Annotated in this window: 21 protein-coding genes and 1 tRNA gene; 10 read left to right on the top strand and 12 right to left on the bottom strand. The window is 42.8% G+C overall.

The window, feature by feature from the left end; all coding sequences use genetic code 11:
* Positions 1–44 precede the first annotated feature (44 nt).
* Positions 45–716 carry a hypothetical protein gene (locus ACSFC1_RS10885; protein ID WP_435566211.1) on the bottom strand — a complete coding sequence of 224 codons (672 nt, stop codon included), beginning with the start codon at positions 714–716 and terminating at the stop codon, positions 45–47.
* A gap of 176 nt (positions 717–892) precedes the next feature.
* Here ACSFC1_RS10885 and ACSFC1_RS10880 point away from each other — a divergent pair, with 176 nt between their 5' ends.
* Complete coding sequence (locus ACSFC1_RS10880) at positions 893–2,329, top strand: SAVED domain-containing protein (protein ID WP_435566210.1); 1,437 nt, start codon at positions 893–895, stop codon at positions 2,327–2,329.
* A 3-nt stretch (positions 2,330–2,332) separates the two neighbouring features.
* On the opposite strand, the gene ACSFC1_RS10875 is transcribed toward ACSFC1_RS10880, so the two are convergent.
* Complete coding sequence (locus ACSFC1_RS10875) at positions 2,333–2,530, bottom strand: hypothetical protein (RefSeq protein WP_435566209.1); 198 nt, start codon at positions 2,528–2,530, stop codon at positions 2,333–2,335.
* 209 nt (positions 2,531–2,739) lie between these two features.
* On the opposite strand from ACSFC1_RS10875, the gene ACSFC1_RS10870 reads away from it, so the two are divergent.
* The 3 genes from ACSFC1_RS10870 to ACSFC1_RS10860 all read left to right on the top strand — a co-directional run bounded on the left by ACSFC1_RS10870 (position 2,740) and on the right by ACSFC1_RS10860 (position 4,983).
* Complete coding sequence (locus tag ACSFC1_RS10870; protein ID WP_435566208.1) at positions 2,740–3,216, top strand: hypothetical protein; 477 nt, start codon at positions 2,740–2,742, stop codon at positions 3,214–3,216.
* Positions 3,206–3,487, top strand: a complete 282-nt coding sequence (locus ACSFC1_RS10865) for a hypothetical protein (RefSeq protein ID WP_435566206.1) — start codon at positions 3,206–3,208, stop codon at positions 3,485–3,487. Before ACSFC1_RS10870 ends, ACSFC1_RS10865 begins: the two co-directional genes overlap by 11 nt.
* A gap of 173 nt (positions 3,488–3,660) precedes the next feature.
* Positions 3,661–4,983: an NAD(P)/FAD-dependent oxidoreductase gene (locus tag ACSFC1_RS10860; RefSeq protein WP_435566205.1), complete on the top strand. Its 1,323-nt coding sequence runs from the start codon at positions 3,661–3,663 to the stop codon at positions 4,981–4,983.
* A gap of 51 nt (positions 4,984–5,034) precedes the next feature.
* Here ACSFC1_RS10860 and ACSFC1_RS10855 read toward each other — a convergent pair whose 3' ends face one another.
* Genes ACSFC1_RS10855 through ACSFC1_RS10830 form a run of 6 tightly spaced genes read right to left on the bottom strand, consistent with a single transcriptional unit; the run spans position 5,035 to position 11,162 of the window.
* Entirely contained in the window at positions 5,035–5,940 is a 906-nt protein-coding gene (locus ACSFC1_RS10855; protein WP_435566204.1) for a dihydrodipicolinate synthase family protein, read from the bottom strand.
* A gap of 12 nt (positions 5,941–5,952) precedes the next feature.
* Positions 5,953–6,867: a 4-hydroxy-tetrahydrodipicolinate synthase gene (gene dapA / locus ACSFC1_RS10850; protein ID WP_435566203.1), complete on the bottom strand. Its 915-nt coding sequence runs from the start codon at positions 6,865–6,867 to the stop codon at positions 5,953–5,955.
* A 16-nt stretch (positions 6,868–6,883) separates the two neighbouring features.
* Positions 6,884–8,179 (bottom strand): TRAP transporter large permease, encoded by a 1,296-nt coding sequence (locus ACSFC1_RS10845; RefSeq protein WP_435566202.1) that lies wholly within the window; start codon positions 8,177–8,179, stop codon positions 6,884–6,886.
* Positions 8,170–8,679: a TRAP transporter small permease gene (locus ACSFC1_RS10840; protein ID WP_435566201.1), complete on the bottom strand. Its 510-nt coding sequence runs from the start codon at positions 8,677–8,679 to the stop codon at positions 8,170–8,172. The genes ACSFC1_RS10845 and ACSFC1_RS10840 overlap by 10 nt, the downstream gene beginning before the upstream one ends.
* A gap of 48 nt (positions 8,680–8,727) precedes the next feature.
* Complete coding sequence (locus tag ACSFC1_RS10835) at positions 8,728–9,717, bottom strand: sialic acid TRAP transporter substrate-binding protein SiaP (RefSeq protein ID WP_435566199.1); 990 nt, start codon at positions 9,715–9,717, stop codon at positions 8,728–8,730.
* Positions 9,718–9,737: 20 nt separating this feature from the next.
* Positions 9,738–11,162, bottom strand: coding sequence for an L-fucose/L-arabinose isomerase family protein (locus tag ACSFC1_RS10830; protein WP_435566198.1), 1,425 nt, complete (start codon positions 11,160–11,162; stop codon positions 9,738–9,740).
* A gap of 241 nt (positions 11,163–11,403) precedes the next feature.
* Between ACSFC1_RS10830 and ACSFC1_RS10825 the strand changes: the two genes are divergently transcribed.
* Positions 11,404–12,408, top strand: coding sequence for a LacI family DNA-binding transcriptional regulator (locus tag ACSFC1_RS10825; RefSeq protein WP_435566197.1), 1,005 nt, complete (start codon positions 11,404–11,406; stop codon positions 12,406–12,408).
* 6 nt (positions 12,409–12,414) lie between these two features.
* On the opposite strand, the gene ACSFC1_RS10820 is transcribed toward ACSFC1_RS10825, so the two are convergent.
* From ACSFC1_RS10820 to dnaK, 3 genes are read right to left on the bottom strand one after another with little or no spacing between them, the layout of a single operon-like run.
* Positions 12,415–14,643 (bottom strand): ATP-dependent Clp protease ATP-binding subunit, encoded by a 2,229-nt coding sequence (locus tag ACSFC1_RS10820; protein ID WP_435566195.1) that lies wholly within the window; start codon positions 14,641–14,643, stop codon positions 12,415–12,417.
* A gap of 44 nt (positions 14,644–14,687) precedes the next feature.
* Complete coding sequence (locus ACSFC1_RS10815) at positions 14,688–15,131, bottom strand: Hsp20/alpha crystallin family protein (protein ID WP_435566194.1); 444 nt, start codon at positions 15,129–15,131, stop codon at positions 14,688–14,690.
* A gap of 24 nt (positions 15,132–15,155) precedes the next feature.
* Positions 15,156–16,931: a molecular chaperone DnaK gene (dnaK, locus tag ACSFC1_RS10810; protein WP_435566193.1), complete on the bottom strand. Its 1,776-nt coding sequence runs from the start codon at positions 16,929–16,931 to the stop codon at positions 15,156–15,158.
* A 347-nt stretch (positions 16,932–17,278) separates the two neighbouring features.
* On the opposite strand from dnaK, the gene ACSFC1_RS10805 reads away from it, so the two are divergent.
* From ACSFC1_RS10805 to recG, 3 genes are all read left to right on the top strand, one after another.
* Positions 17,279–17,911, top strand: coding sequence for an MBL fold metallo-hydrolase (locus tag ACSFC1_RS10805; protein ID WP_435566192.1), 633 nt, complete (start codon positions 17,279–17,281; stop codon positions 17,909–17,911).
* Positions 17,912–17,924: 13 nt separating this feature from the next.
* Positions 17,925–18,437 (top strand): hypoxanthine phosphoribosyltransferase, encoded by a 513-nt coding sequence (hpt, locus tag ACSFC1_RS10800; RefSeq protein ID WP_435566190.1) that lies wholly within the window; start codon positions 17,925–17,927, stop codon positions 18,435–18,437.
* A 132-nt stretch (positions 18,438–18,569) separates the two neighbouring features.
* Complete coding sequence (gene recG / locus ACSFC1_RS10795; protein WP_435566189.1) at positions 18,570–20,909, top strand: ATP-dependent DNA helicase RecG; 2,340 nt, start codon at positions 18,570–18,572, stop codon at positions 20,907–20,909.
* A 1-nt stretch (position 20,910) separates the two neighbouring features.
* Here the strand turns inward: recG and ACSFC1_RS10790 are convergent.
* A tRNA-Val gene (locus ACSFC1_RS10790) sits at positions 20,911–20,985 on the bottom strand.
* Positions 20,986–21,047: 62 nt separating this feature from the next.
* Between ACSFC1_RS10790 and ACSFC1_RS10785 the strand changes: the two genes are divergently transcribed.
* Together ACSFC1_RS10785 and ACSFC1_RS10780 are read left to right on the top strand one after the other, a co-directional pair.
* Positions 21,048–22,058, top strand: a complete 1,011-nt coding sequence (locus tag ACSFC1_RS10785) for a glycosyltransferase family 4 protein (RefSeq protein ID WP_435566188.1) — start codon at positions 21,048–21,050, stop codon at positions 22,056–22,058.
* The gene (locus ACSFC1_RS10780; protein WP_435566187.1) at positions 22,055–23,068 is read left to right on the top strand and encodes a lysylphosphatidylglycerol synthase transmembrane domain-containing protein; all 1,014 of its coding nucleotides are present in this window, start codon (positions 22,055–22,057) and stop codon (positions 23,066–23,068) included. Before ACSFC1_RS10785 ends, ACSFC1_RS10780 begins: the two co-directional genes overlap by 4 nt.
* The last annotated feature ends 26 nt before the right edge of the window (positions 23,069–23,094 follow it).

The following is a 23,094-nucleotide window of genomic DNA, read 5'->3' as shown; positions in this document are numbered from 1 at the left end:
TTCTTAACCTCCAGAGATCTGAAGCTTTGTATCTTTCTCTACTGTTAGAGACTGTTTTTTTCGCAAATCTCTGACAGGAATTTCAAAAGAACCTTACCCATTGTCTTTTCTTCGACAGAGTACTTTTCAGCGAAATCTTTTAAGAACTTTCTTGTTCTTTCGATTATTTTGTACTTGTAAGAATCAGACCAACTTGGATCATCGTATTTCTCTTCATTCATAAAAGTTCTTGAGACCAAGAAACATACGTATCTTTTAAAATCCGTCTTTTTCTTGGCGCAATACTTCAAAAGTTCTTCGTAAGAGTCTTCGGCAAGCACGTCACTGTAGGCATCTTCAGTTTCGCATGGAATGATTTCTATGAAATCATCATCGTCTTCTTGCCGATCTAAGCTTCTGTTGAGTGATTCAACCCTATTTCGTCTTTCACATTTGATTTGGTCTTTAAGAAAGTTTGTTACAGATCGTCGCAGGTAAGCATCAAGCTGAAGAATTTGATCGCCCTTTTGAACGAGAATCTGGCAGATTCTTGGAAATTTTTTTACGAGGAAATCGTGCAGGAAATCTTCTGCCAGAGAGGGGGAAATCTTTTTGGTTACAGATAATGTGCGTAATTGGTGTTTGAAAAGATTCAGAAGATATCTGTAAAACTTGCTCGATATATTGTTGGTTTCTTGAAATTTGATACATTCGCTCTTCACAAACATTGGTATCAAAACGCCCCCACAGCCAGAGCTCTGAAAAAAATTCGTCGTAGAACTATCAGATTCCCAAAGATTATCTTAGCACATCTTTTTGTGTTTTAGTATTATAGTATTAGTTACTTGTTGAAAGAACAAAACTCTTTGTTTTGTTAGTACTTTCAGCGATAAAATATGCTGGGGGTTATTCTTTGAAGTTTTCAGGATTGTTAAAACAAAATCAGGAATTCTTCGTCTGTGCCTTAAGGGAAGATGCATTGACCCTCGACGAGGCGATCGAGACACTTGCAGATGTCTGTAAAGACAGAGGTGAAGAGTACTCTGTCATCATCTATGAAATACTTTTGAGGGCAAGAAGGAGCAACTACAAAAATCATGAAAAACTCGCAGAGTTGTTTGACAAAGATGCAGAACTGGCTTTTGATCTTCTCAATGAAAGTTATACTTCGTTTGATTTTCCGGTGATCTCAAAGAATGGTGCGAGAATAGCACGTGGTTTAGTATTCAATACGCGCAGAACTTTCACAAATATATGCGCCGCTGAGCAGCACATTGAGAAGCTTTCTTATATGCTTGGTAAGACCTTTTCGGTGGTCTTTGACACTGACATTGTCGATGAATCTTTTATCTTGTCTTTGTACGTTGCTTTGGTTGCTGAAAGAGTTAATCCAAAGATGATATTCACAGGAAGTCTTTATGAAGACTTCACGATAAAGTCTGTTGAAAACTACGAAGAGAAAGAAAGACTTGCAAGGAAACTGGGTAAGGTACTCATCAGCTCTCACGAAGTTTCCGATGCCAGAGAGCTTAAAAGATATCTAACCTCGAAGAAGCACGATGTAGCGTTCTTGGTCTCTTATTCAAATAAGACCAGCAGAAACTACTTGGAGGAATCTTACCACAGACTCAAGGAAAAGATTGAATCTGTGGTAAATGAAAGGTTATTCCAAAAACTCTCAAAGGTGTCTTTGGTGTATAGTTCACCAACTCTCAGAGACTGTGATTTCCAAAGAGAAGTTGTCAAGTTATCAAAGATGCTCAGCAGAATCATCTCTACAGGAGCAACACCACATCTTTCTATTATTGGTCCATCATCGCTGGCGATGGGTATTGGTGCAGCCTTTGGGGCACAAAACTCGATAGTCTTGTATCATTATCAATCGAATGAATACCACAGGGTGATAGACTTGAGAGCTAATGCGAGGAGTATTAAGAAATTAATGAAAATGAGCGATTTGGAAAAAACAGATGTTGAGGAAACAGGAGATGGCAGAGATTGTGCCTTCGTAATTCATTTTGCGTCACACAGTCCCTTTTCAGATGTAGGTATCTATCTGAAAAAGAGGAAAATAGATGCGAAAATAGTGAAGATATTTCACAAAGAGCTTGGAGGAATAAAGGTCTCTGATTGGTCACAGGAAGTTGCTGAGCTGATGACGATAATTCAGTCTGTAAGGGATAAGGCACATTTTGAACGGTTACACTTCTTTCTAAGCCTCCCCGTACCGATAGCCTTTGCCCTGGGCATGGCACTCGGTCCATTTGTGAATGCATCGATCTATCAATACACTACTGGAAAGAAACTGCCGTACTTTGAAGCAGTCAGATTAGAAGATCTGCGCACTTGATGGTCAACCGATCTCTTGGCTCACCAGATGATTGTAAAGCGTTACAAAGACCTCATGATCAAAGGTACTTTCAAAAGAATTAGGGACAGATTCTATGCCAACTGTCAGAAATTCGATCGGTTCACAGTCATAAGTCATAGATTGATTTGTATGGCTCAGTGGTCTTAAACTCTGCACCACACGCGCGAACTGGAAGTACAAAGAACTGTCTACGATGTGAATTGAGTAATGAATCTATTCATGTACATTCGAATCGCAGTGTTTGCACAGATCACCATTAAAACTTGCATAAAGAGCCCCGCACTTAGAGCATTCTCATCTTTTGATGGCAATCTCATTCAGTGAAGTTCATCTTCAAATGCCAAATATTACCTGGAAAAGCAGGGTATTTCGACGAAAGGGGGTTTTAAATGCTGAAAAATGTTGAGAACCTGACAGCAGATGAGTTCAAGTGGCTTCACGACAATGATTTTTTTACACTTTTTAACGGACGCAAAATGAAAAATGATCACAGTGTTTTGAGTTGGAGGATCGACATTGAAGGCGTGGGACGTTTTTTAGGCAGAAGATACAAATCTGTTATCGACGTAGACAAAATCGAGATCAATCGAGACTTGAGAATGGTGAGCTACGAAGGATGGCTTTCAGTGAAAGATCTTCTTTTCAAGAAAAAGTTGATAGTTCGTTGCTCTGGTTTCGCAAATTCAGTTTTTCATCTGTATGAGGTTATTACTAATCACACGGAGGACGAACTTTATCAGTTGATGAATATGACTGCACCAGGAAAGGTGTTGAAGGTGGAATTGATGGAACAAACGATCGATGATCTTGCTGAAGAATTGGCAGAAAGTGGGTTGATGGGAGGTGAGCTGAATAATGAGAAGTGAATTCTTCAAATTGGTTAGTATGTATGCAGATTCGATTCAGAACGCTGTCCAGTCGGTCAACCTGATGATCGGTATTCTGCAGAAAGCAACTGAGAATCTTGAAACAGCATCCAGTGTTCAAGAGACAAAAGAGTTTTCAGATATTATCTATGAGCTGCACTTCAAAGGTTCAGAGCTTTTCAAACAATCAGATGAACTGCTGACAGCACTCTTGGCTATGTACTTGAGACTTTCTCAGATTCCAGCCAAGGAGAACCGACAATCAGCTTGATAAAGATTTGATACAACAGAGCCTTTGGTTTAGTAAAGTCAGATGAGACAGAGTACTTCACAGCTTCACAGAGCAGTCAGATTTGGGCTGGGCAGAGCAATCTGTCCAGCCTTTTTTGGTGTATATTCTTCTTGCTGGTCGATCAAAGGTTCAAGGTCGCTTGGAGGGATTAGATGAAGAGGTTGGCAGTCGTAGGTTTTGGTGCCGCTGCGATAGGTTTTCTGGAAGGTCTAATAGAGACAGGTAGGATTAAAGATTACTCTGTAAGCATCTTTGAGAAGGGTAAAGACCACATGCACAACACGATTTCCGGTGTGAGAATGGACGGCAAGATCTTCATATCAAAAGGCATGGGCGGTGAGATCGATGTTCCCATTGACGTGCAGCAGAAGGTGGTGGAATTCTACCTGACTCATTCGGGCTACAGACCAACCTTGCATGATAGGTCAAATGTGATTGAGTATCTTAAATCTTTCGAAAAAGACGGTAAGAAGATTGAATTTGGAGAATCTTTCGCTGATGAAGAAAGTTATAGATTGTTTTATCATCATGGTTTTGAGCCTGTGAAGGCATACTTTTTTCACTTAGGTACAGATGTACTGAAACAGACAAACAACAACTTGTTTCAGTACTTTTCTTCTTTCAAGAACATCGAGTTTCGTTTCAACACTGCTGTGCAGGAAATAGAAATTGGTCAAAGGTTCAAAGTCTTTACCGACGAAGGTGAAGAGTTTTTTGATGAACTGGTTGTTGCAGTGGGAAGAAGTGGGCACAGGTTGATGGACAAGATCAAGGAGAGATACCCACATCTTGTGAAAGAGAACTATTACGTTGATATAGGTGTCAGATATGAGCTACCAGATCATGTCATGGAGAAGCTTTTTGAGATGTATGAGGTCAAGGTCAGGTACAAAGCCAGCACTGGTTACATGTGCAGGTTGTTCTGTCAGAATCCCTCTGGTAAGGTAACCTTGGAAAGGTACGAAGATTTCACGACGGTCAACGGCTATTCAGACACACACCACAAGACAGAAAACACAAATTTTGCTGTATTGGTCACCACAAGGTTCACAGAACCTTTTAAAGATCCAACAGGTTATGGGAAAAACCTTGCAAAACTTGCAAACATCCTTGCTGGAGATGACAGAAAGGTTTTGCTTCAGACTTATGGAGATTTCAAAGACTACAGGAGAACAAAAAGATTGGGTAGAGTTTCGCCCACCCTCGATGAAAGCAGTTTCATTTTAGGGGATGCGAATTTGGTCTTTCCTTCAAAGATCAGAGAATCTCTGGTGGATTTCATAGAAAACTTAAACAAGGTTATAAACGGTGTGGCGTACTTTGATAATCTACTGTATGCAGTCGAGGTAAAGTTTTACTCTAACAAATTCAGTAACGATGTGATCAAAAACTTACATGTCATAGGAGATTGTTCTGGCTGGACAAGGTCGATTCAATATGCTACATCGATGGGCTACATGAGGGCAAGAGCTTGAGAAATTGAATGCTTTGCCCTCATGTAGCATCTTCATCTTAGATGATTACTCTCAAAAGCTTAGGCCTACCTCTGTGAGCACCTTTGTCAGAGAATCTTTGAACTTCTCTGCTTCATCCTTTTCCAAAAATCTGAGTGGTGATCTGCAAGAACCTGTTTTCACGCCGCGCCAACTGAGTGCCATCTTGAGCATAGGAATGCTTGCACCATCTCCCAGAGCAAGCGAAAGTTTGGTCAGTTTTTTCTGTGTTTCTTTTGCACCTGCAATATCACCCGAGGTAAATTGTGTGTAGAGTTTTACAAAGAATTCGGGAAAGACTGCCGCAGGTCCAGATACACACCCCTTTGCACCCATCTGAAGGACTGTCAAGAAGGCTCTATCGCAGCCTACGACTACGTCGAAGTCGGCAGGACTGTCGTTGATCAAAGAAAGAATGTGAAGCAAATCTCCACTGCTGTCTTTTATTCCCACAAAGTTTGGGTTTCTCTTATGAATTTCTTCGGCGATCTTTGGTGTGATCCAATTTCCAGTCAAGCCGGGTATGTTGTACAGATATATGGGCAGACCATCTACCCTCTTTGATGTCTGAAGGAAGAACTCCACGATCTCTTGAGGGCGGTATTTGTAGTAAAATGGTGAAACTATTGCTGCCCCATCTGCCCCAACTGCCTTTGCGTGCACAAGAAGCTCAGAGACTTCTTCGACTCTCAAAGCACCGCAGTGGGCGATCAGTGTGACCCTCTTCTGTACGGCTTTTACAAAACTTTCCAGTGCCTTTTTTCTCTCTTCTAATGTTAGAAGCAAGCCTTCTCCTGTTGTGCCGAGTACAAAGATGCCATGAACACCTTTTTCGACTAAGAAATCAACGTACTCTTTGATCGCTTGGTTATCCACCAGTGTACCATCCTTGGAAAGTGGAGTTAAAGCCGCTACCGTTACACCTGAAAGTCTCTTCATGATGAACCTCCTTTATATCTTTCCGATCTTTTTTAAGACGGTTTTTATCATATTCAATTCCTCTTCTGTGGCTGGAAGAAGAGGCATTCTTGGTGTGGATGTTGGCAAGCCAGTCAGTACTTCAAAGGCAGCTTTGATCATCGGCGTTGGATTTATTCGATTTTTCAAGCCGCGAAAAGCCACAAAGACGTTGAAGAGTTTTTGGTAGATTTCTTTTGCTTCATCGATCCTGTTCTTCAAAAATGACTCTATCATATCTCTCATCAAATCACCGATTATGTGTGAACCACCACTTACAACCCCCACACCACCTTGTAAGAGTACCTGAAGGACCATGGTGTCATCACCAGAGTATACTGGTAGTTTCCCCTTGGTTGCTCTTGCATACTCAGTTGCTTGAAGTGGGTTTATACCAGCTTCGTCCTTTATAGCAAAGATTTTTTCGATTTCTGAAAGCTTTGCGAGTGTCTGTGGCTCGATGTTCACACCGGTGAAGAGAGGTATGTTGTAGACCATCACGGGCAAAGAAGTGCTCTGTGCAATCTGTTTGAAGTGTTCAAAGATTCCTTCCTGCTCGGGCTTGCAATAGTAAGGTGCAACAACCATGACCGCATCGTAGCCGAGTTTTTCAGCCATCTTTGTATACTCTATTACTTCTTTAACATAGACTGCTCCCACTCCAGCAATCAATGAAATCTTGTTGCCTAACTCCTCCTTGATCTGTTCAAAGAGTTTGACTCGTTCTTTGAAGCTGAGTGTGTAAAACTCACCTGTAGTACCAGCTATTATCAAGGAATCACAGAGCTTTTTTTCAACCAAGTAACGGGCAACCATCTTTGCTGTTTTGTAGTCCACAGATTGATCGATTTTCTTGAAGGGTGTTATCATTGGGACCAGAATTCTGCCAAACTTAGTGAAATCTTTCATCTTTCGATCACTCCTCTCATCCTTTATAGCCAAAGAGGCGCGGCAAGAACAAAGAGATCTCTGGAAAGTATGTCACGAGTACAAGACACAAGACCTCTATTGGTATCCAAAATTTGAACATTTCTTTGAAGACCTCTTTGACTGGCACACCACCGATTGCACTGGTGATGAACCCAGTTTGAGCATAAGGAGGTGTATCGAGACCAATCATTATGTTGAGGACACTCATAACACCAAAGTGTACTAAGTCTATACCTGCTGCTTTAACAAGTGGCAGCAGCATAGGTATTACAACCAAGATCGTGACCGAGGCATCAATGAACATACCGAGCACAAAGTAAAGAACATTTATGCTTGCAAGGAGCAGGATGCGGTTGGAAACGAGTCCTGTTCCGGTGAAGAATTCTGTGAGTGCCACAGCGACCTTTTCTCTCGTCACTATGTAGCTTACGATTTGTGCAGCAGCTACCATGATGCTTATGTAACCTACATCTTGAGCTGATTTAACGAGTATCTTGTAGAGCTTTTTCAGTCCGAGTGTCTTGTAGATCAAAAAACTCACGATGATGGAGTATACCACTACAACTGCAGCTGCTTCAGTTGGAGTATAGATGCCTGTGTACAAGCCCACCAAGAGAATGACAGGGGCAAGTAATGCAGGCAGTGCGCTCAAAAAGGACTTTGACAGAACTCGAAGTGAGACTTTATCACCAACGGGGTACTTTCTCACCACCGATAGTACATAGACCATGAGCATTTCCAATCCTGCAAGCAGTAATCCAGGTAAGAAACCTGCCAAGAAAAGATAGCCGAGCGAAGCGCCAGACAACATCGAGTACAGCACCATAGGTATACTCGGCGGTATGATGGGTCCAATCGTTGCAGAGGCGGCTGTCACTGCACAAGAAAATGGACCATCGTAACCGGCGTCTTTCATGGCTTTTATCTCTATATTTCCAAGACCTGCAACATCTGCAAGTTGCGAGCCACTCATTCCTGCAAAGATGATGCTTGCAACTATGTTTGCATAACCTAATGAACCACGGACTCTGCCGAAGGATTTTCGAACGAAATCGAAGAGTCTGGTTGTAATCTCAGTGTCGTTCATAATATTTGCAGCAAGGACAAAGAGAGGAACGGCTATCAGAATAGTTTGGTTTGAAAGATTTATCACCAACATGTCCAGGAGATTTGCTAAACTCAAACCCTTGACAATGAAGTAGACGATACCACCTGCGAGCATGCCAAAGGCAATCGGATAGCCAAATGCGAAGGTCGAAGCAAAGATTATCAGAAAGACCATCAATGCCATTTTGATTCCTCCGTCTTTTCTGTTCTCTTCTCAATCAGCTTGCGAAGGTTCTTGTAGACGGATGATACATTCTGCATCGTGATCAGGACCATCATTATGGGCAAGCAGATCACCAGATAGGTCCAGGGTATACCCAGAACTTCTGATCTTATGATTTTGTACCACAGTGATTGCTTGACAACAGGAAAAAGTGAGATCAGCAAGAGAATACTGAAGAAACTATCGAAGATTATGTCGATAATACACTTGGCTTTCTGTGAGAATTTATTGTAAATAACATCGAATTTGATGTGGTTTTTATACTTGTTTGCAAGAGCTGCTCCAAGCAAGACAGTCCAAACAAAGCTGTACGAAGAGATCTCAAACAGCTCTGGTGAAGGATGTTTGAAACCATATCTCAAGATGACTTGCAGAAACATGCTTGAAGTGAGAACAAACATACTCATTGCTGGAATGTGTATTTGAAGTACATCTGAGAAGATCTTAAGAACGCGTTTCATGAGAACACCCCTTAGAACTCCGCCAGGCTTGGAGCCTGGCGGGGAAAATCACATTCCTTGGATCTTCTCGTACATCTTTTCGCCCCAAAGTTTATCAAATTCAGGTTGACTGTAGAACTGTTTTGCGTTGTTCATGAATGCTGCCTTGTCTGGGACTACAATCTCCATCTTGTATTCGTCAACGAATTGTTTGAGGAGTTTGGCTTCTTGCTCCAGAACGGTGTAATTCATGAACGTTCTTGCGACTTCCATTGCCTTCTTGATGTAGACTCTGTACTCTTCAGGCATGCTCTGCCAGAGTTTTTCGTTTATCACTGGGCAGATCATTCCTATTTGGTGGTCTGTCAAAACGATGTACTTTGTGACTTCTACAAACTTTGCAGAAAGATCAGTTGGCAGAGGATTGTCTTGACCATCGATCGTTCCGGTTTTCAGAGCCAGATAAACTTCACCGAACGCCATGGGTGTTGGGTTGGCTCCGAGTGCCTTACCCATGTCAAGGAATGTCTTGTTGTTTGGCATTCTGAGCTTCACGCCTTTGAGCTGTTCTGGTTTCTTCACTGGACCGACCTTTTCTACCAAGTTCAGCTCACGTGTGCCGAGATACCAAACATCGAGTACTCTCAAGCCTGTCTTAGCCGCCAACTTGTCGAACATATCTTGAACCATCTTACTGCTCATCACGCGATACATGTGGTCCAGATCTTTGAAGACATATGCGGCTTCAAAGACTCCGAATTCTGGCATTGCACCAAGGTCTGCAAACCAAGAAGGTGAACCATCGCCAGCCATTTCGAGATCTCCACGCATTACAGCCAGCAACCCGGTTTTCTGATCTCCTAACTGTCCAGAATGGTATACCTCGACTTTGATTGCGCCAGAGCTGAGCTCCTCGACTATCTCGGCGAATTTCTGCATTGCAAGAACTTGTGGTTGCGCTGGAGCTGCCACCGTGTTAAACCTTAGGGTGTACTTTGGAGTTGCCATGACAAATTGAATGGCAAGTAGGAAAATCAAAACAAAGAGTAACCTTCTCACACCAATCCCTCCTTCCCACGTTAAGCATGGACAACATGCTGGATCTTACAAAGTCTGCAGAACTCTACCAATTCGTTCACATAATCTCCATAAACTCCATGAATGTGGTTTGATCCATATGTTGCCAGAAATTCGTCAACAGAGACGTGCAGACGTGCAAAAGCATGTGGCCATTCGATCTGTGTGTTTGCAGCCTTTTGTTCGTTCTTTTCTTCGCCAAAATCGAGAAATTCACCTTTGATGATCGTCATAACATATTCACCGTTCTTGCGTGTGAGACGAGCCAATGTAACCTCACCAGGTGCTGCGATGTGCCTCACAGAAGCTCCTCCAGCTGGAAAGTAGAAGCTTTCTGGATAGAGTTCCACCTTTGCCAGATTCACTGCCGGATCGTAGGATTTCGCCGCAAAGAAGGTTGCGTGTTCACCAGAGTTGCACAGGTCGAAAAATCCATCTTCAAAGTCATAATGCCTCACGTCTGCGAACAGAACAGGTTGGTTGGAAATGAGTTTTAGTATCTGCATAGTTAGAGCACCGTCTGAGTCTGCCTCAGTTGCACACACAGTTGGTTCCTTTGGACCATCGAAGTCATATGGATCGTTCATAATGGCTTCTGTGAGATCCATTGTCACAAAGTGCTCTGTCAGTTCTGGTTGTGCTTTGATGCCAATGAAATCCAGTTCGAGTTCTTGGCACATCTTTTTAACCGCGTAATAGCTTTTGATCTGGAGCTCTAATTTTTCTGGTGTGAGTTGTTTACCATCGTAATGAATCTTCTTCACCATTTTTTCAAGCCATTCTCTTGCATCTTTTGCTTTTTCATCTGGAACATCCTTGCTCTTCTCAATGATCTCTAATTGATCTATGTGTTCTATGTCTATACCAAAGAGTTTGTTCCACAGATCAACGTTAGGCACCGCGGTGTACATTCCCATCGATCGGCCACCGAAAAGACCGTATCTCTGTCCCCTTAGAAGATTCTTAGCAGTCGCCGCACGGACAAAGGATAGAATCTTCTTCAGCACTAAAGGATCTCTGACATCTCCCCAAACTCTGTGAGTTTGAGTACCGTCTTGGTCGAGTGCGCCAGCAGCGGCGAGCATTCCCACCATTCCAGGATATTTCGGATTGATGTTTCCAAAGAGCAAGAATGGTCCTGGGGCAAACTTGCTCGCGATAACACTGAAGTGTGGAAATGCCCAAACTGCATAGTTGAAAATCGTCATCTGGACGCCTTTGTTTCGCAAGTAAACAGCTTCTTCTTTGGCGATTGATGGCTTGTGAATTATCCGATTTGCTGTGATGACCTCTATCTCTCCAGTAGATTCGAGTGCATCTGCAAGGGTTCTTTCAAAGCTCTTGTTTATCTCTACGAGTTCTTTGTTCACATACTCTCTGCCGTCCGAAAAGGTGAGAATGCCGACCTTTCTTTTCAACAGTAACACCTCCTTCTTAGAACAGCAACGCATTCGTTTGCGTGATCCAAAATTAGCATAACTCTTGAAATATAAAAAAGCAAGCCAAGAAATTTGGCGCAAGAGTGAGAAATCAAGAGATTTGAGATGTTATTTGCCGAAAATGGACTCAATGGGAGAGATATCGAGATTGAGCGGTTCTGGAAATGGGGTAGAATAAAAACGAGAAGGTTGCTGCTTGCAAGATTTCCATGAAACAGAGGTGTGACGATTGAAGATAAAGATCAAAGATATCGCCAAAGTTATTGGTGTGAATGCCTCGACAGTTTCAAGGGCTTTGAACGGAAAGCCTGGGGTGAGCGAGCAACTAAGGGAAAGGATAATAAAAACAGCCCAGCATATGGGTTATTCACCCGACATGGCTGCCATGGGCTTGAAAAAGGGGAAAACTAAGATAGTGGGAGTCTTGATACCAGATATAGCCAACCCTTTTTTTGCGCAAATCGTTCGAGCGATGGAAAAGGTTCTCAATCCTGTTGGTTATCATTTGCTTTTGTGCTCAACCGATGAAAACCCTCAACACGAAACAGATAATCTGAAGACGCTCGTCAGTCAAAGAGTTGAAGGCATCTTAGCTGCACCTGTTGATTCTGGGGGTAACAAATCGCTGTATTCGAAGATACTCGAAAGCAAGATACCACTTGTCTTTTTCGATAGATTGGTACCAGATGTAGAGACAAGTTACGTGATTACAGACAACGAATCTGGCGTGAGAGATCTTGTAGAGTACCTTTACAGATGTGGACACAAAACTTTGGGAATTGTCACGCTTCGTGAAAGGTCTTTCACGGGCAGAATGAGACTCACAGGCGCTCTGAAAGCCTCTTCAGAGCTTGGCATTGTGGTGAGAGAAAAATGGATCGTCGATGGTAGGTCGACTCAAGAAGGTGGTTACGAAGCTGCAAGAAAGCTCTTTGCGATGGAGGAGAAGCCAACAGCTTTGATCGTTGGGAACAATTTGATGATGCTCGGTGTTTTGAAGGCAGTGAAGGACTTTGGATTGAAAGTGCCAAGAGATCTTTCTGTTGTATCTTTTGACGACTCATACTGGAACCAGATCTTTGATCCTCCAATCACCTGTGTAGCGCAAGAACCTGAACAGATGGGTTTGATCGCAGCGACTTTGTTGCTTGACAAGATAATGCACGGTGGGAAGATCAGTAAGACCGTTCTGAAAGCTCATTTTGTTGAGAGACAGTCGGTGGCAAAAATATGAGGGGCTTTAATGCCCCTCTTTGAAGATTATTCCATATTCGTCTGCATCTACGAGGATCTTGGTGTTTTCTTTAAACTCTCCTGATATGATTTTGTCTGCTAATGGAGCTTCTATTTCGTTTTCTATAACTCGTTTCAATGGTCTTGCACCCATTGCTGGTATGTAGCCACGTCTGGCAAGGTAGTCTTTTGCTTGTTCGGTGATCTCGATCCTTCTCTTTTGATCTTGAATTCTCTGCGAGACTTTTTCGAGTTGTAGTTCAACGATCTGTTTCATGTGTTCGATTGAGAGCGGCTTGAAAATGATTGCCGCATCGATCCTGTTTATGAATTCGGGCTTAAAGTACTTTTTCATCTCTTCTTCGATGAGCCCAGTTAAGTCTGTCAAGCCTTCTTCGAGTGCGTCGAGTATTTGCTCACTTGCGATATTGCTTGTCATTATTATGATGGTGTTTTTGAAATCGACTGTGTTACCCTTGCCGTCTGTTAATCTGCCATCATCAAAGACTTGAAGCAGTACATTGAAAACCTCTTGGTGAGCCTTTTCTATTTCGTCGAGCAGTACAACGCTGTATGGTCTTCTTCTCACCTGTTCTGTGAGTTGTCCGCCCTCTTCGTAGCCCACGTAACCTGGTGGAGCACCTATCAATCTGCTTACGGTGTGTTTCTCGGTATATTCGCTCATATCGATTCTTATTAGGGCGTCCTCACTACCAAAGAGAACTTCAGCGAGAGCTTTAGCTAATTCTGTTTTTCCAACACCAGTCGGACCCAAGAACAAGAAGACGCCGTTTGGTCTTTTTGGATCCTTCAAACCTGCCCTTGCCTTTCTTATGGTCTGTGATACTATTTTCACAGCATCCTCTTGATCGATGATTCTCTTGTGGAGTAGTTGTTCAAGGTTCATAAGTTTTTCCCTTTCAGATTCAAGCATTCTCGAAACAGGAATACCCGTCCAAAGTTCGACGATCTTTGCTATCTCGTTCTCATTGACGACCTTACCATCACCCTGTAGACGGAGCCCAGAGGCAGCCTCGTCTATCAGATCGATTGCCTTGTCAGGCAGAAATCTGTCTGTTATGTACCTTGCACTCAATTTGGCGGCGGCGACAAGGGCATCATCTGTGATTTGAACGTTGTGGTGCTTTTCGAACTCCTTCTTGATGCCACGGAGTATCTCTATGGTGTCCTCAACTGAAGGTTCAGGAACTAAGATCGGTTGAAATCTTCGAGCGAGCGCCTTGTCTTTTTCAACGTATTTTCTGTATTCATTAAGGGTTGTAGCACCTATAACCTGCATTTCGCCACGTGCAAGTTCTGGTTTGAGTAGGTTTGCAGCATCAACGGCTCCTTCTGCTGCGCCTGCTCCCACCACAGTGTGGAGCTCATCGATGAAAAGTATGTACTGACCTACATTTTTCCTCAAAGCATCTATTAACTTTTTCATCCTTTCTTCGAACTCTCCTCTGAATTTCGTGCCTGCGATGATCCTTCCCATGTCAAGCTTGAGAATCTTTTTGTTCTTCAGGAAAGGAGGTACTTCTTGAGCAACGATTTTTTGTGCAAGTCCCTCAACAATAGCAGTTTTACCAACGCCAGGATCACCGATCAAAACAGGATTGTTTTTAAACTTTCTGCCCAAGATCTGAACAGTTCTGAGAATTTCTTTTTCACGGCCAATTACTGGTAGCAATTTTCCATCCTTTGCCAGCTTCGTGAGATCTTCGGTGAATTTGAAAAGCACATCCACATTTTCATCTTCAGCGGTTTTACCGCTGGTTCGCAGTTCCCTAATGGCTTCATAGACTTTGTCTGGTGTAACTCCATGTCTTGAAAGAAGTCTATAGGTCATCGAACTTGGAGCGAGAATCATTCCAAGCAACAAATGATCTGTGCCAACCTTCTCATCTCCCATTCTTCTTGCCTCTTTACGAGCTTCTTCAAGAACATATCTCGCATCTGGTGTTATGTAAACTTGTGCAAGTGAACCAGGTTGTGTAATGTTTCTATCCCTGACACCATATCTACTGACGAAGGAAGAGGTTTCATCCCTCAGAGTGTCTATACTCACACCTATTTTTCTCAGAATATCCACCGCGGCGTTCTCTCCGTCTTCAAGTATTGCCAGCAGGATGTGTTCAGATGACATTTGATTCTGTGAAAACCTACTGAGTATATCTTGAACGGAGGCAAGCACGCGCTGAGCACTCTCTGTGTAGTCTTTGAAATCGATCATTGTATCACCTCCCAAATTAAAGGGGCGGTTGCCCGCCCCGAGTTTCATTCAACTTTTACATCTACAACCTTGGCTTTCTTGTCTTCTTTCTTTGGTAAAGTTATTGTCAAGACACCATCTTCGTATTTTGCTTTGACTTTGTCGGCTTCGACATACTCGGGCAACGACAGAGTTCTTTCGAATTTACCGTAACACCTTTCCACAACTTTGTAGTTTCTGTTTTCCTTTTCTCGCTCAAGCTTCTTCTCTCCGCTGATTCTTAAGAGACCATCTTCGACCTTTACTTCGAAGTCTTTTTTGTCCATTCCTGGGACTTCTACCTCGATGACTACGGAATCATTTGTCTCGTAGACATCGATATCTGGTAGGTATGAATAGACTGTACTTTTACGAGTCACAGGAGTGAAGAAGTCTTCAAAGATTCTGTCGATCTCACGTTGAAGCTCTCTGAATGGTTTCATGAAATCCTCACGCCTTTCGAGCAACATGAAGACCCCTCCTCTCAAAAGTTTTTATTGTGAACTAGATTGTTCTTTTCTGACATTCTCGTACATGTACTGACCTATTTTCATGCTCTCCTTCTGCAAATCGTCGAAGAGCATTTTTACTCTGGCAATGTCGTCTTTGTTTATGGCTTCTCTGAGATCTTTGACAAGTTCCTCCAGTTTAGATTTGAGATCGCTTGGCAATTTTTCTCCATGTTCCTTCAAATGTTTGCTGACACTGTAAGCCAAATCGTCTGCTTTGTTCTTTAGTTCGACCTCTTCACGTTTTCTCCTGTCTTGCTCTTCGTACTTTTGTGCTTCTTCCATCATCTTTTTGATATCGTCTTCTCTGAGTTTGTGCCTACCAGTCACAACCATTGATTGTTCTTTGTTAGATGCCAGATCTTTTGCTGAAACGTTGACTATTCCATCACTGTCTATGTCGAAGGTTACCTCTATTTGTGGCACACCTCTGGGTGCCGGTGGTATGTCCACCAATCTGAAGCTGCCAAGGAATATGTTGTCTCTTGCCATCGTTCGTTCGCCTTGGTAGACTCTGACTTCAACCTCTGTTTGGTAATCCTCTGCAGTTGTGAAAACTTTGCTTTTCTTGACTGGTATTGTTGTGTTTCTGGGTATGATAGGTTCCATCAAGCCACCTTTGACTTCGATACCGAGTGTGAGTGGCGTGACGTCTACCAGAACTATGTCCTTTTCCTTTGCCTCTCCACCAAGGATTGCCGCTTGAATCGCCGCACCGATTGCAACTGCTTCATCTGGATTGACACTCTTATTTGGTTCTTTACCAAAGATATCTTGTATGATCTTGTGAACCATTGGAGATCGAGTCATGCCACCGACCAAAATGACTTCATCTATGTCTTTCGGTGAGAGCTTTGCGTCACTCAGTGCTTTTTCTACAGGTCCTTTGGTCATGTCGAAGAGATCTTTTACCAGAGACTCATAGAGAGATCTTGTAAGCCTCATCTCAAGGTGCAATGGACCTGATGAAGTCGCAGTTATGTAAGGAAGACTAATATCAGTTTCAAGCTTACTCGAAAGCTCTATTTTCGCTTTTTCAGCTGCGTCTCTGAGCCTTTGGAGTGCTTGTCTGTCTTCTCTGAGATCTACCCCGTGTTGTTTTTTGAATTCCTCTGCCATCCAGTCAACAATTCTTTGGTCGAAGTCGTCTCCTCCAAGGTGGTTGTTTCCAGAGGTCGCTACCACCTGAATCACACCTTCGCCTATTTCGAGGATGGAGACATCAAAGGTACCGCCACCGAGATCGTAGACCAAGACTTTTTGTTCTTTCTTCTTGTCAAGACCGTATGCGAGTGCGGCTGCAGTGGGTTCGTTTATGATTCTGAGTACGTCGAAGCCGGCGATCTGACCAGCTTCTTTGGTTGCCTGTCTCTGAGCGTCATTGAAATATGCAGGACAAGTGATGACAGCCTTCTTGATCTTTCCATTTAGATATTGTTCGGCATCCTTTTTCATCTTTTGCAGAATGTATGCGCTTATCTGTTGAGGAGTGTATTGCTTGTCGTCGATCTTGACTTTGTAATCACTACCCATCTTTCTCTTTATAGACTTGACTGTTCTCTCAGAATTGAGAATCATCTGCCTTTTGGCTGGTTCACCCACGATTATTTCACCAGCTTTGGTGAAGGCAACTATTGAAGGAGTTAGTCTTGATCCTTCAGCGTTGGGTATAACCTCGATCGAACCATCTGGTTTCATCCATGCTATTACCGAGTTTGTTGTACCCAAATCGATACCAACAACGTATTCTCTTTCACTCATCGTTTCACCTCCCAAGAGTTTCCAATTTCATTATATGCACTCCCAAACGGTTTGTCAAGGGATGCTGTGATATTTTGATGAGTGAGATAACTCTTGGTGTAACGCACTATAAGGATGCTAAATACCATAGTTATTAAATCGTATAGCAATCGTTACTTATGATTGCTACCAAGGTGGTTTGAAAGATCTGTGCCTGCAGCTGGTATAATTTATAAAAAGTGATAACTGAGAAAGATCGAACTTGTGCCATTTTCGTGAAATCGACAGCTAAGTGTATTTCAAGTGAGTGAAGAATCCATTGTGGATAAAGCAGAGTGGTTTTGATCTCTAACCAAGGGGGTGTTGCAATGAAGATCACATGGTTTGGCCATGCGTGTTTCTTGATCGAGAGTTCGCAGCTTCGAATCCTCACCGATCCTTTCGACAGTTCTGTTGGATACAAGGTGCCCAATGTGATGGTAGATCTGATCACCGAAAGTCACCAACATTTCGACCATAACGCACATCACTTGATAAAGGGAAAATTCGAAGTAATCAAAGAAGCAGGTTTTCATGAATTCAGAGGTGCCAAAATTACTGGGATTAAGACCTTTCACGACTCTGAGTCTGGTGTCAAGAGGGGACAGAACATCGTTTTTGTCTTTGAAATTGAAGGTTTTAGATTAGTGCACCTCGGTGATCTCGGCCACGTTCTAAGCCAACCGCAGGTTGATCAACTCAAGCCTGTAGATGTGCTGTTTTTACCAGTCGGTGGAAGCTTTACCATAGACCCCAACGAAGCCAAAAAGGTGCTCGATCAGCTTCAACCACATGTGGCGATACCGATGCATTTCAAGACTAGATACATAAAATTCGATATCGCACCGGTTGAAGAATTTACGAAATTGTGCGAGAATGTAAAGTATATAGGCAGCAATCTCTTGGAGTTTGGTGCACAAATCAGAGAACAGGATAGAACGATCTATGTATTGAGTATCTGAAGGGAGGCATTCGGTGCAACTGAAGACGCTTTTCGACGAAAAAGCTGTGCGCGAGAGGATCAAGCAAATGGCGAAAGAGATCGAGTCATATTATAAAGATAAGACAGAATCTCTCAACGCGATTTGTGTTCTCAAGGGGTCGGTACATTTTTTCAGTGAACTCGTTCTGAACATTGGTATGGATGTCAATTACTCATTTGTGCATGTTTCAAGTTATGCGGGAACGGAGTCAACCGGCAGGATAAGGGTCAAATCCTGGGTTGATGAAACGCTCCAAGGCAAGTATGTTCTTGTTGTAGAGGATATCGTCGATACCGGAAATACGCTCCGATATATACTATCTTATTTGAAAAAATACAAGCCGGCAGATTTGAAGATCGCAGCTTTGATAGAAAAGCAAAAGTACCAACACGGTATACCAATTGACTTCGTAGGCTTCAAGGTGAAGGACGTTTTCTTAGTCGGTTATGGTCTTGATTTTGAAGAAAAATACAGAAATCTGCCATACATTGGTTATATCGAATGAGAAAAGGCTCATTGATAGTTGCAAGCTTAGTGATCTTGGTAATTGTTTTCACCATACTCTTCTCACTTCAGAGGCTTATTGACATGAGAGTCTCTGGTTTTGTCTCACTTTAGAAGGAGAGCATCGTCGACAATGCGTCCACTTCTCGTTGAAGAATTTCTAAATCTCCTTCAAGAAGACCTGCGCAAAGTGATTGCTAAACAGATGAAGAAAAGTGAATTGATTGAAAATATGCAGGAAAGATATGAACAAATAGCCGATCCCATTCTGCAGGAAGTCGAGGTTTCAGAAAGACTGAAACAACTTTCGGAGTACATCGAAGCCATTGATAGCCTCGATGAAGAAAGAACGCTGAAAAGATTGAAAAACTGCTTTGGTATGATAGAACGCTTTCAGGAACAGTATCTGGTCTCAAAGCCAGAATGCTTTGAAGCGAAGCAACCAGAGCGTGAAATAAAGTATGCAAAGGGTGTTGGACCGAGGCGTGAGGCAACCCTGAAAAAGCTTGGCCTTTCTACACTCGGAGATTTGATCTTTTATTTTCCTCGTGACTATGAAGACAGAAGGCGTGTAGTTCCAATAGTTGAAATTCGTCCTGAAGAAAAAATCACTACCTATGGGAAGTTGCTGAGTGTTGAGACCAAGAGAATTAGTTCTGTAACGATCACTGCTGCCGTGCTCAGCGATGGTGTCAACCAGATTCTTTTAAAGTGGTTCAATCAGGAATTCCTTCAAAAGATTCTGCAAACAATGAAGAATAAAATGGTTTACGTGACAGGAACTGCAAAACATGGTCAGTTTGGCACAACTGAGATTCTCAACCCAGAGGTTGAACTGTACGATAGTTCTCCAGCACTTGAGATTCTGCCAGTCTACCCATTGACAGAAGGAATTAGTCAGAAGGAACTGCGTAAGATCGTCCGGGAGAATCTTTCATGTGTCTGTCATTTTCAAGACGAATTACCCACAGAATTGATGGAACGGAGAAAACTGTTCAGCATTTCCACAGCACTTCAAGGAATGCACTTTCCAAAGAGTATCTACCAACTGAAGAAGTCAATCGAAAGACTTGCATACGAAGAACTCTTCTTGATGCAACTCGCTCTATTGATGTCAAGAAAGTCATTTGAGCAAATAGGAGGCATCCCGAAGAAGATCGAAGGAATACTCGCTCAGAGGTTTCTGGAAAACTTACCCTTCAAGTTAACGAACTCTCAAACTCTTGCCCATCAGCAAATAAGACAAGATATGGTGAGTAGCAAACCTATGAGCAGACTTCTTCAGGGCGATGTTGGTTCTGGAAAGACTGTTGTTTCACAGCTGGCTATAATCGATAACTTCGAAGCGGGATTTCAATCTGCCGTAATGGCTCCAACCTCAATTCTTGCAATACAGCACTACAGGAGAATGGCCCCAGCCTTTGAGGATCTTGGAATGAGAACTGCTCTTCTCTTGGGTGAAACATCTTCAAAAGAGAAAGATAGAATAAAACACCTTCTTTCAACAGGAGAGATTTCTGTTGTGGTTGGAACACACACACTCATTCAAGAAGATGTTAACTTCTCGAATCTTGGACTCGTGGTGATAGACGAACAGCACAGATTTGGTGTCAAGCAAAGAGAGGCGCTTGTCAGTAAAGGCAAGGCACTTGATACACTCGTCATGACAGCGACACCAATTCCAAGGACCTTGGCACTGACCATCTACGGCGATTTGGACATAACAGTTATAGACGAAATGCCCCCAGGAAGAAAGGAAGTCAAAACAATTCTTGCTTCTGTTTCCAAGATCGATCAAGTTCACGATTTCATCAGAAAGGAACTGAAAGAAGGTGGACAGGTATTTGTCGTTTATCCACTGATCGAGGAATCAGACAAAGTCCAGGCGAAGGCAGCAACTCAGATGTATGAACATCTTTCTGAGGAGGTTTTCAAAGATTTCAGGGTTGGTTTGCTCCATGGCAGAATGAGTCAGCAAGAGAAAGATAAGGTTATGGAGAGTTTTGCACAGGGTGAATACGATGTGTTGGTTTCAACAACCGTTATAGAGGTGGGTATAGACATTCCAAGGGCTACGGTGATGTTAATAGAGAATCCCGAGCGATTTGGTTTGGCACAGCTTCATCAGCTGAGAGGAAGAGTGGGACGGGGGGAAAGACAAGGTTATTGTTTTCTGGTGGTAGGGAATGTAGCAGAGGATGCTCTCGAAAGACTCAGGTATTTTTCTATGACTAAGAACGGTTTTGAAGTTGCGGAGTACGATATGAAAATACGTGGGCCAGGAGAGTTTCTTGGATTGAAACAACACGGGTTACCAGAGCTACGTGTTGCCGATCTTGTGAGAGATAAAGATCTTTTGTTCAAGGCACGTGCGGATGCCGAAAGGTTCATTTCAGAGTCAAAGGGGCATCCCATATTTGAAAAGGTTCACAGGATATATGGAGATAGGTTGAAATTGGTAAAGGTTGGATAGTTGGTGGGTGCGGCAGGAATCGAACCTGCGGCCTCTTCCTCGTGAGGGAAGCGCTCTCCCCCTGAGCTACGCACCCATACATGGTAAAATTCTATCACTGTGGGGAATTTTTTGCAACATCTCTTGAGGTGATAATGTGTGAAGGTGCTGTTGTACGCCGAAGCTACGAGATTGATATCAAAATCCGGTATTGGTACAGCTTATAGGCACCAGATCGAGGCCCTCAGCAGAGTAGGAGTAGATTTCACTCAAGATTGGGAGGACGTGTACGATATAGCCCATGTCAACACAGTTGGACCAGGTGCCAAAAATGTGGTAAGACACTGCAAGAATAAGGGAATACCAGTTATATGGCACGTTCACACAACTCCAGAGGACATAAAAAACAGTTTTGTCTTCAGCAATTTTTACGCAAAATTGTCACGTAGATCACTCACGAGAAAATACGCGCAGGCGGATCATCTGATCTTTCCCACTCAATACACTGAAAGTGTGATAAGAAGGCACGGTGTAAAGGTACCAGGCACCGTCATATCAAATGGTGTAGACACTCAAATATTCAGGCAAAACCTTTGTAAAGCGCGAGAATTCAGAGAAAGATTTTCATTGAATGGTCCAATAGTGCTTGGGGTTGGTTTTCCTTTTAAGAGAAAAGGAATACAGGATTTTGTAGAAGTTGCCAGTAAGATGAAAGATGTCACCTTTATTTGGTTCGGTGCGAAAATTTTGGCTTTACTTCCTAAGGATATACGCAGAATACTGAGAGATCCTCCACAGAACATGATCTTCCCAGGTTTTATTCCGCAAGAAGAGCTAATCGGGGCATATTCTGCCGCAGACATCTTTTTCTTTCCAAGCTATGAAGAGAACGAGGGAATAGTTGTTCTTGAGGCGCTTTCCTGTGAATGTCCTGTGGTTGTTCGAGATATACCTGTCTACAAAGGTTGGTTGGAAAACGGTGTGAACTGTTTGAAGGGTCGTTCAAACGATGAATTTGAACAGATTATAAGAACTCTTCTGAAAGATAGAGATCTGTCAGAGAAAATAGCGACAAATGGTAGAATGGTGGCACTTGAAAGAGATCTTTCTGTCATTGGTGACTCACTTCTGAAGACATACGAGGCTGTTTTGGGACGGTGTAGAAGTTGAAAAAGACACTTATCAGATCGCTTTTGATCATTGCCATTAGCATTTTGATCATAATACTGATAGCCGGTTTTACAGACATCTCCCAAACAATTAAGGTTTTGAAGAGAGTTTCGGTAACTTGGCTGATCCTTTCTTCTCTTCTACTGATAGGTGATTGGTTTGTGGAGTCTCTTACAGTGAAGGTCTTCGCAGTTTCATATAGAACAAAAGTGAGTCTAAGGTATCTTTTCAAATCGACTCTAATCGGTAGTTTCTTCTCAGCGATCACACCTTTTTCTACGGGCGGTCAGCCGGCGCAGATTGCCTTCATGAACAAACGAGGCGTGGAATACGGTGAAGCAACAGCACTTTTTGTATCACGGTTCATTGTCTATCAAGTGGTCATAACCTGTTTGGGTGTCCTCGGTGTTTATGGTGCTCACGACATACTTTCGAAAAATATAACCAAATTCGCATTTTTAGCCTTTTTTGGTTTCATTTTGAACGGAGCGGTACTCTTTTTTCTTCTGATCTTTTCGATCAACAGACCCTTGGTTGAGTGGTTGGTAAAGTCTCTCATAAAACCCTTGAGCTTCCTGAAGATCGTCAAGAATCAGGCAGAGGTCGTTGAAAGGACTCTGCGACAAATAGAACTGTTTCACGCTTGTATGGTGAAATCCATGAGCAACTTGGCACTTCTGTCTGTCGCCTTTTTGACGACTTTCCTTCAAATGCTGTTGCGAATATCGATGACGTATTTCGTTGCAAGATCTGTCCATGTAGAATGTTCATATGTGAGTACAGTTTTATTTCAGATGGTACTCTTTTTGGTTGTGTCTTTGGTTCCTACACCGGGTGCGATGGGAGCTTCAGAGAGTGGGTATGTTCTTTTTTACAGCTTTCTCTTTGGGCCGAATACCGTTGCAACCTTGCTTTTGTGGAGGTTCTTCACATATTATGCGAATATAATCGTTGGTGGTTTGACGACTGCTCATGAATTGGGTTTGATGAGTAGATTTGACAGACGATGAACTTTTTGAAAAACAGTGGTATAATG

The sequence above is a fragment of the Pseudothermotoga sp. U03pept genome, from assembly GCF_051235805.1.
Taxonomy (GTDB): Bacteria; Thermotogota; Thermotogae; order Thermotogales; family DSM-5069; genus Pseudothermotoga_B.
This window is presented reverse-complemented; position numbering and strand designations above follow the sequence as displayed.

Excerpts from the sequence above, each read along its gene's own strand:
- ACSFC1_RS10870 (WP_435566208.1), top strand. The coding sequence starts at position 2,740 with ATGCTGAAAAATGTTGAGAACCTGACAGCAGATGAGTTCAAGTGGCTT.
- ACSFC1_RS10865 (WP_435566206.1), top strand. The coding sequence starts at position 3,206 with ATGAGAAGTGAATTCTTCAAATTGGTTAGTATGTATGCAGATTCGATT.
- ACSFC1_RS10860 (WP_435566205.1), top strand. The coding sequence starts at position 3,661 with ATGAAGAGGTTGGCAGTCGTAGGTTTTGGTGCCGCTGCGATAGGTTTT.
- ACSFC1_RS10855 (WP_435566204.1), bottom strand. The coding sequence starts at position 5,940 with ATGAAGAGACTTTCAGGTGTAACGGTAGCGGCTTTAACTCCACTTTCC.
- dapA (WP_435566203.1), bottom strand. The coding sequence starts at position 6,867 with ATGAAAGATTTCACTAAGTTTGGCAGAATTCTGGTCCCAATGATAACA.
- ACSFC1_RS10845 (WP_435566202.1), bottom strand. The coding sequence starts at position 8,179 with ATGGCATTGATGGTCTTTCTGATAATCTTTGCTTCGACCTTCGCATTT.
- ACSFC1_RS10840 (WP_435566201.1), bottom strand. The coding sequence starts at position 8,679 with ATGAAACGCGTTCTTAAGATCTTCTCAGATGTACTTCAAATACACATT.
- ACSFC1_RS10820 (WP_435566195.1), bottom strand. The coding sequence starts at position 14,643 with ATGATCGATTTCAAAGACTACACAGAGAGTGCTCAGCGCGTGCTTGCC.
- ACSFC1_RS10815 (WP_435566194.1), bottom strand. The coding sequence starts at position 15,131 with ATGTTGCTCGAAAGGCGTGAGGATTTCATGAAACCATTCAGAGAGCTT.
- dnaK (WP_435566193.1), bottom strand. The coding sequence starts at position 16,931 with ATGAGTGAAAGAGAATACGTTGTTGGTATCGATTTGGGTACAACAAAC.
- ACSFC1_RS10805 (WP_435566192.1), top strand. The coding sequence starts at position 17,279 with ATGAAGATCACATGGTTTGGCCATGCGTGTTTCTTGATCGAGAGTTCG.
- recG (WP_435566189.1), top strand. The coding sequence starts at position 18,570 with ATGCGTCCACTTCTCGTTGAAGAATTTCTAAATCTCCTTCAAGAAGAC.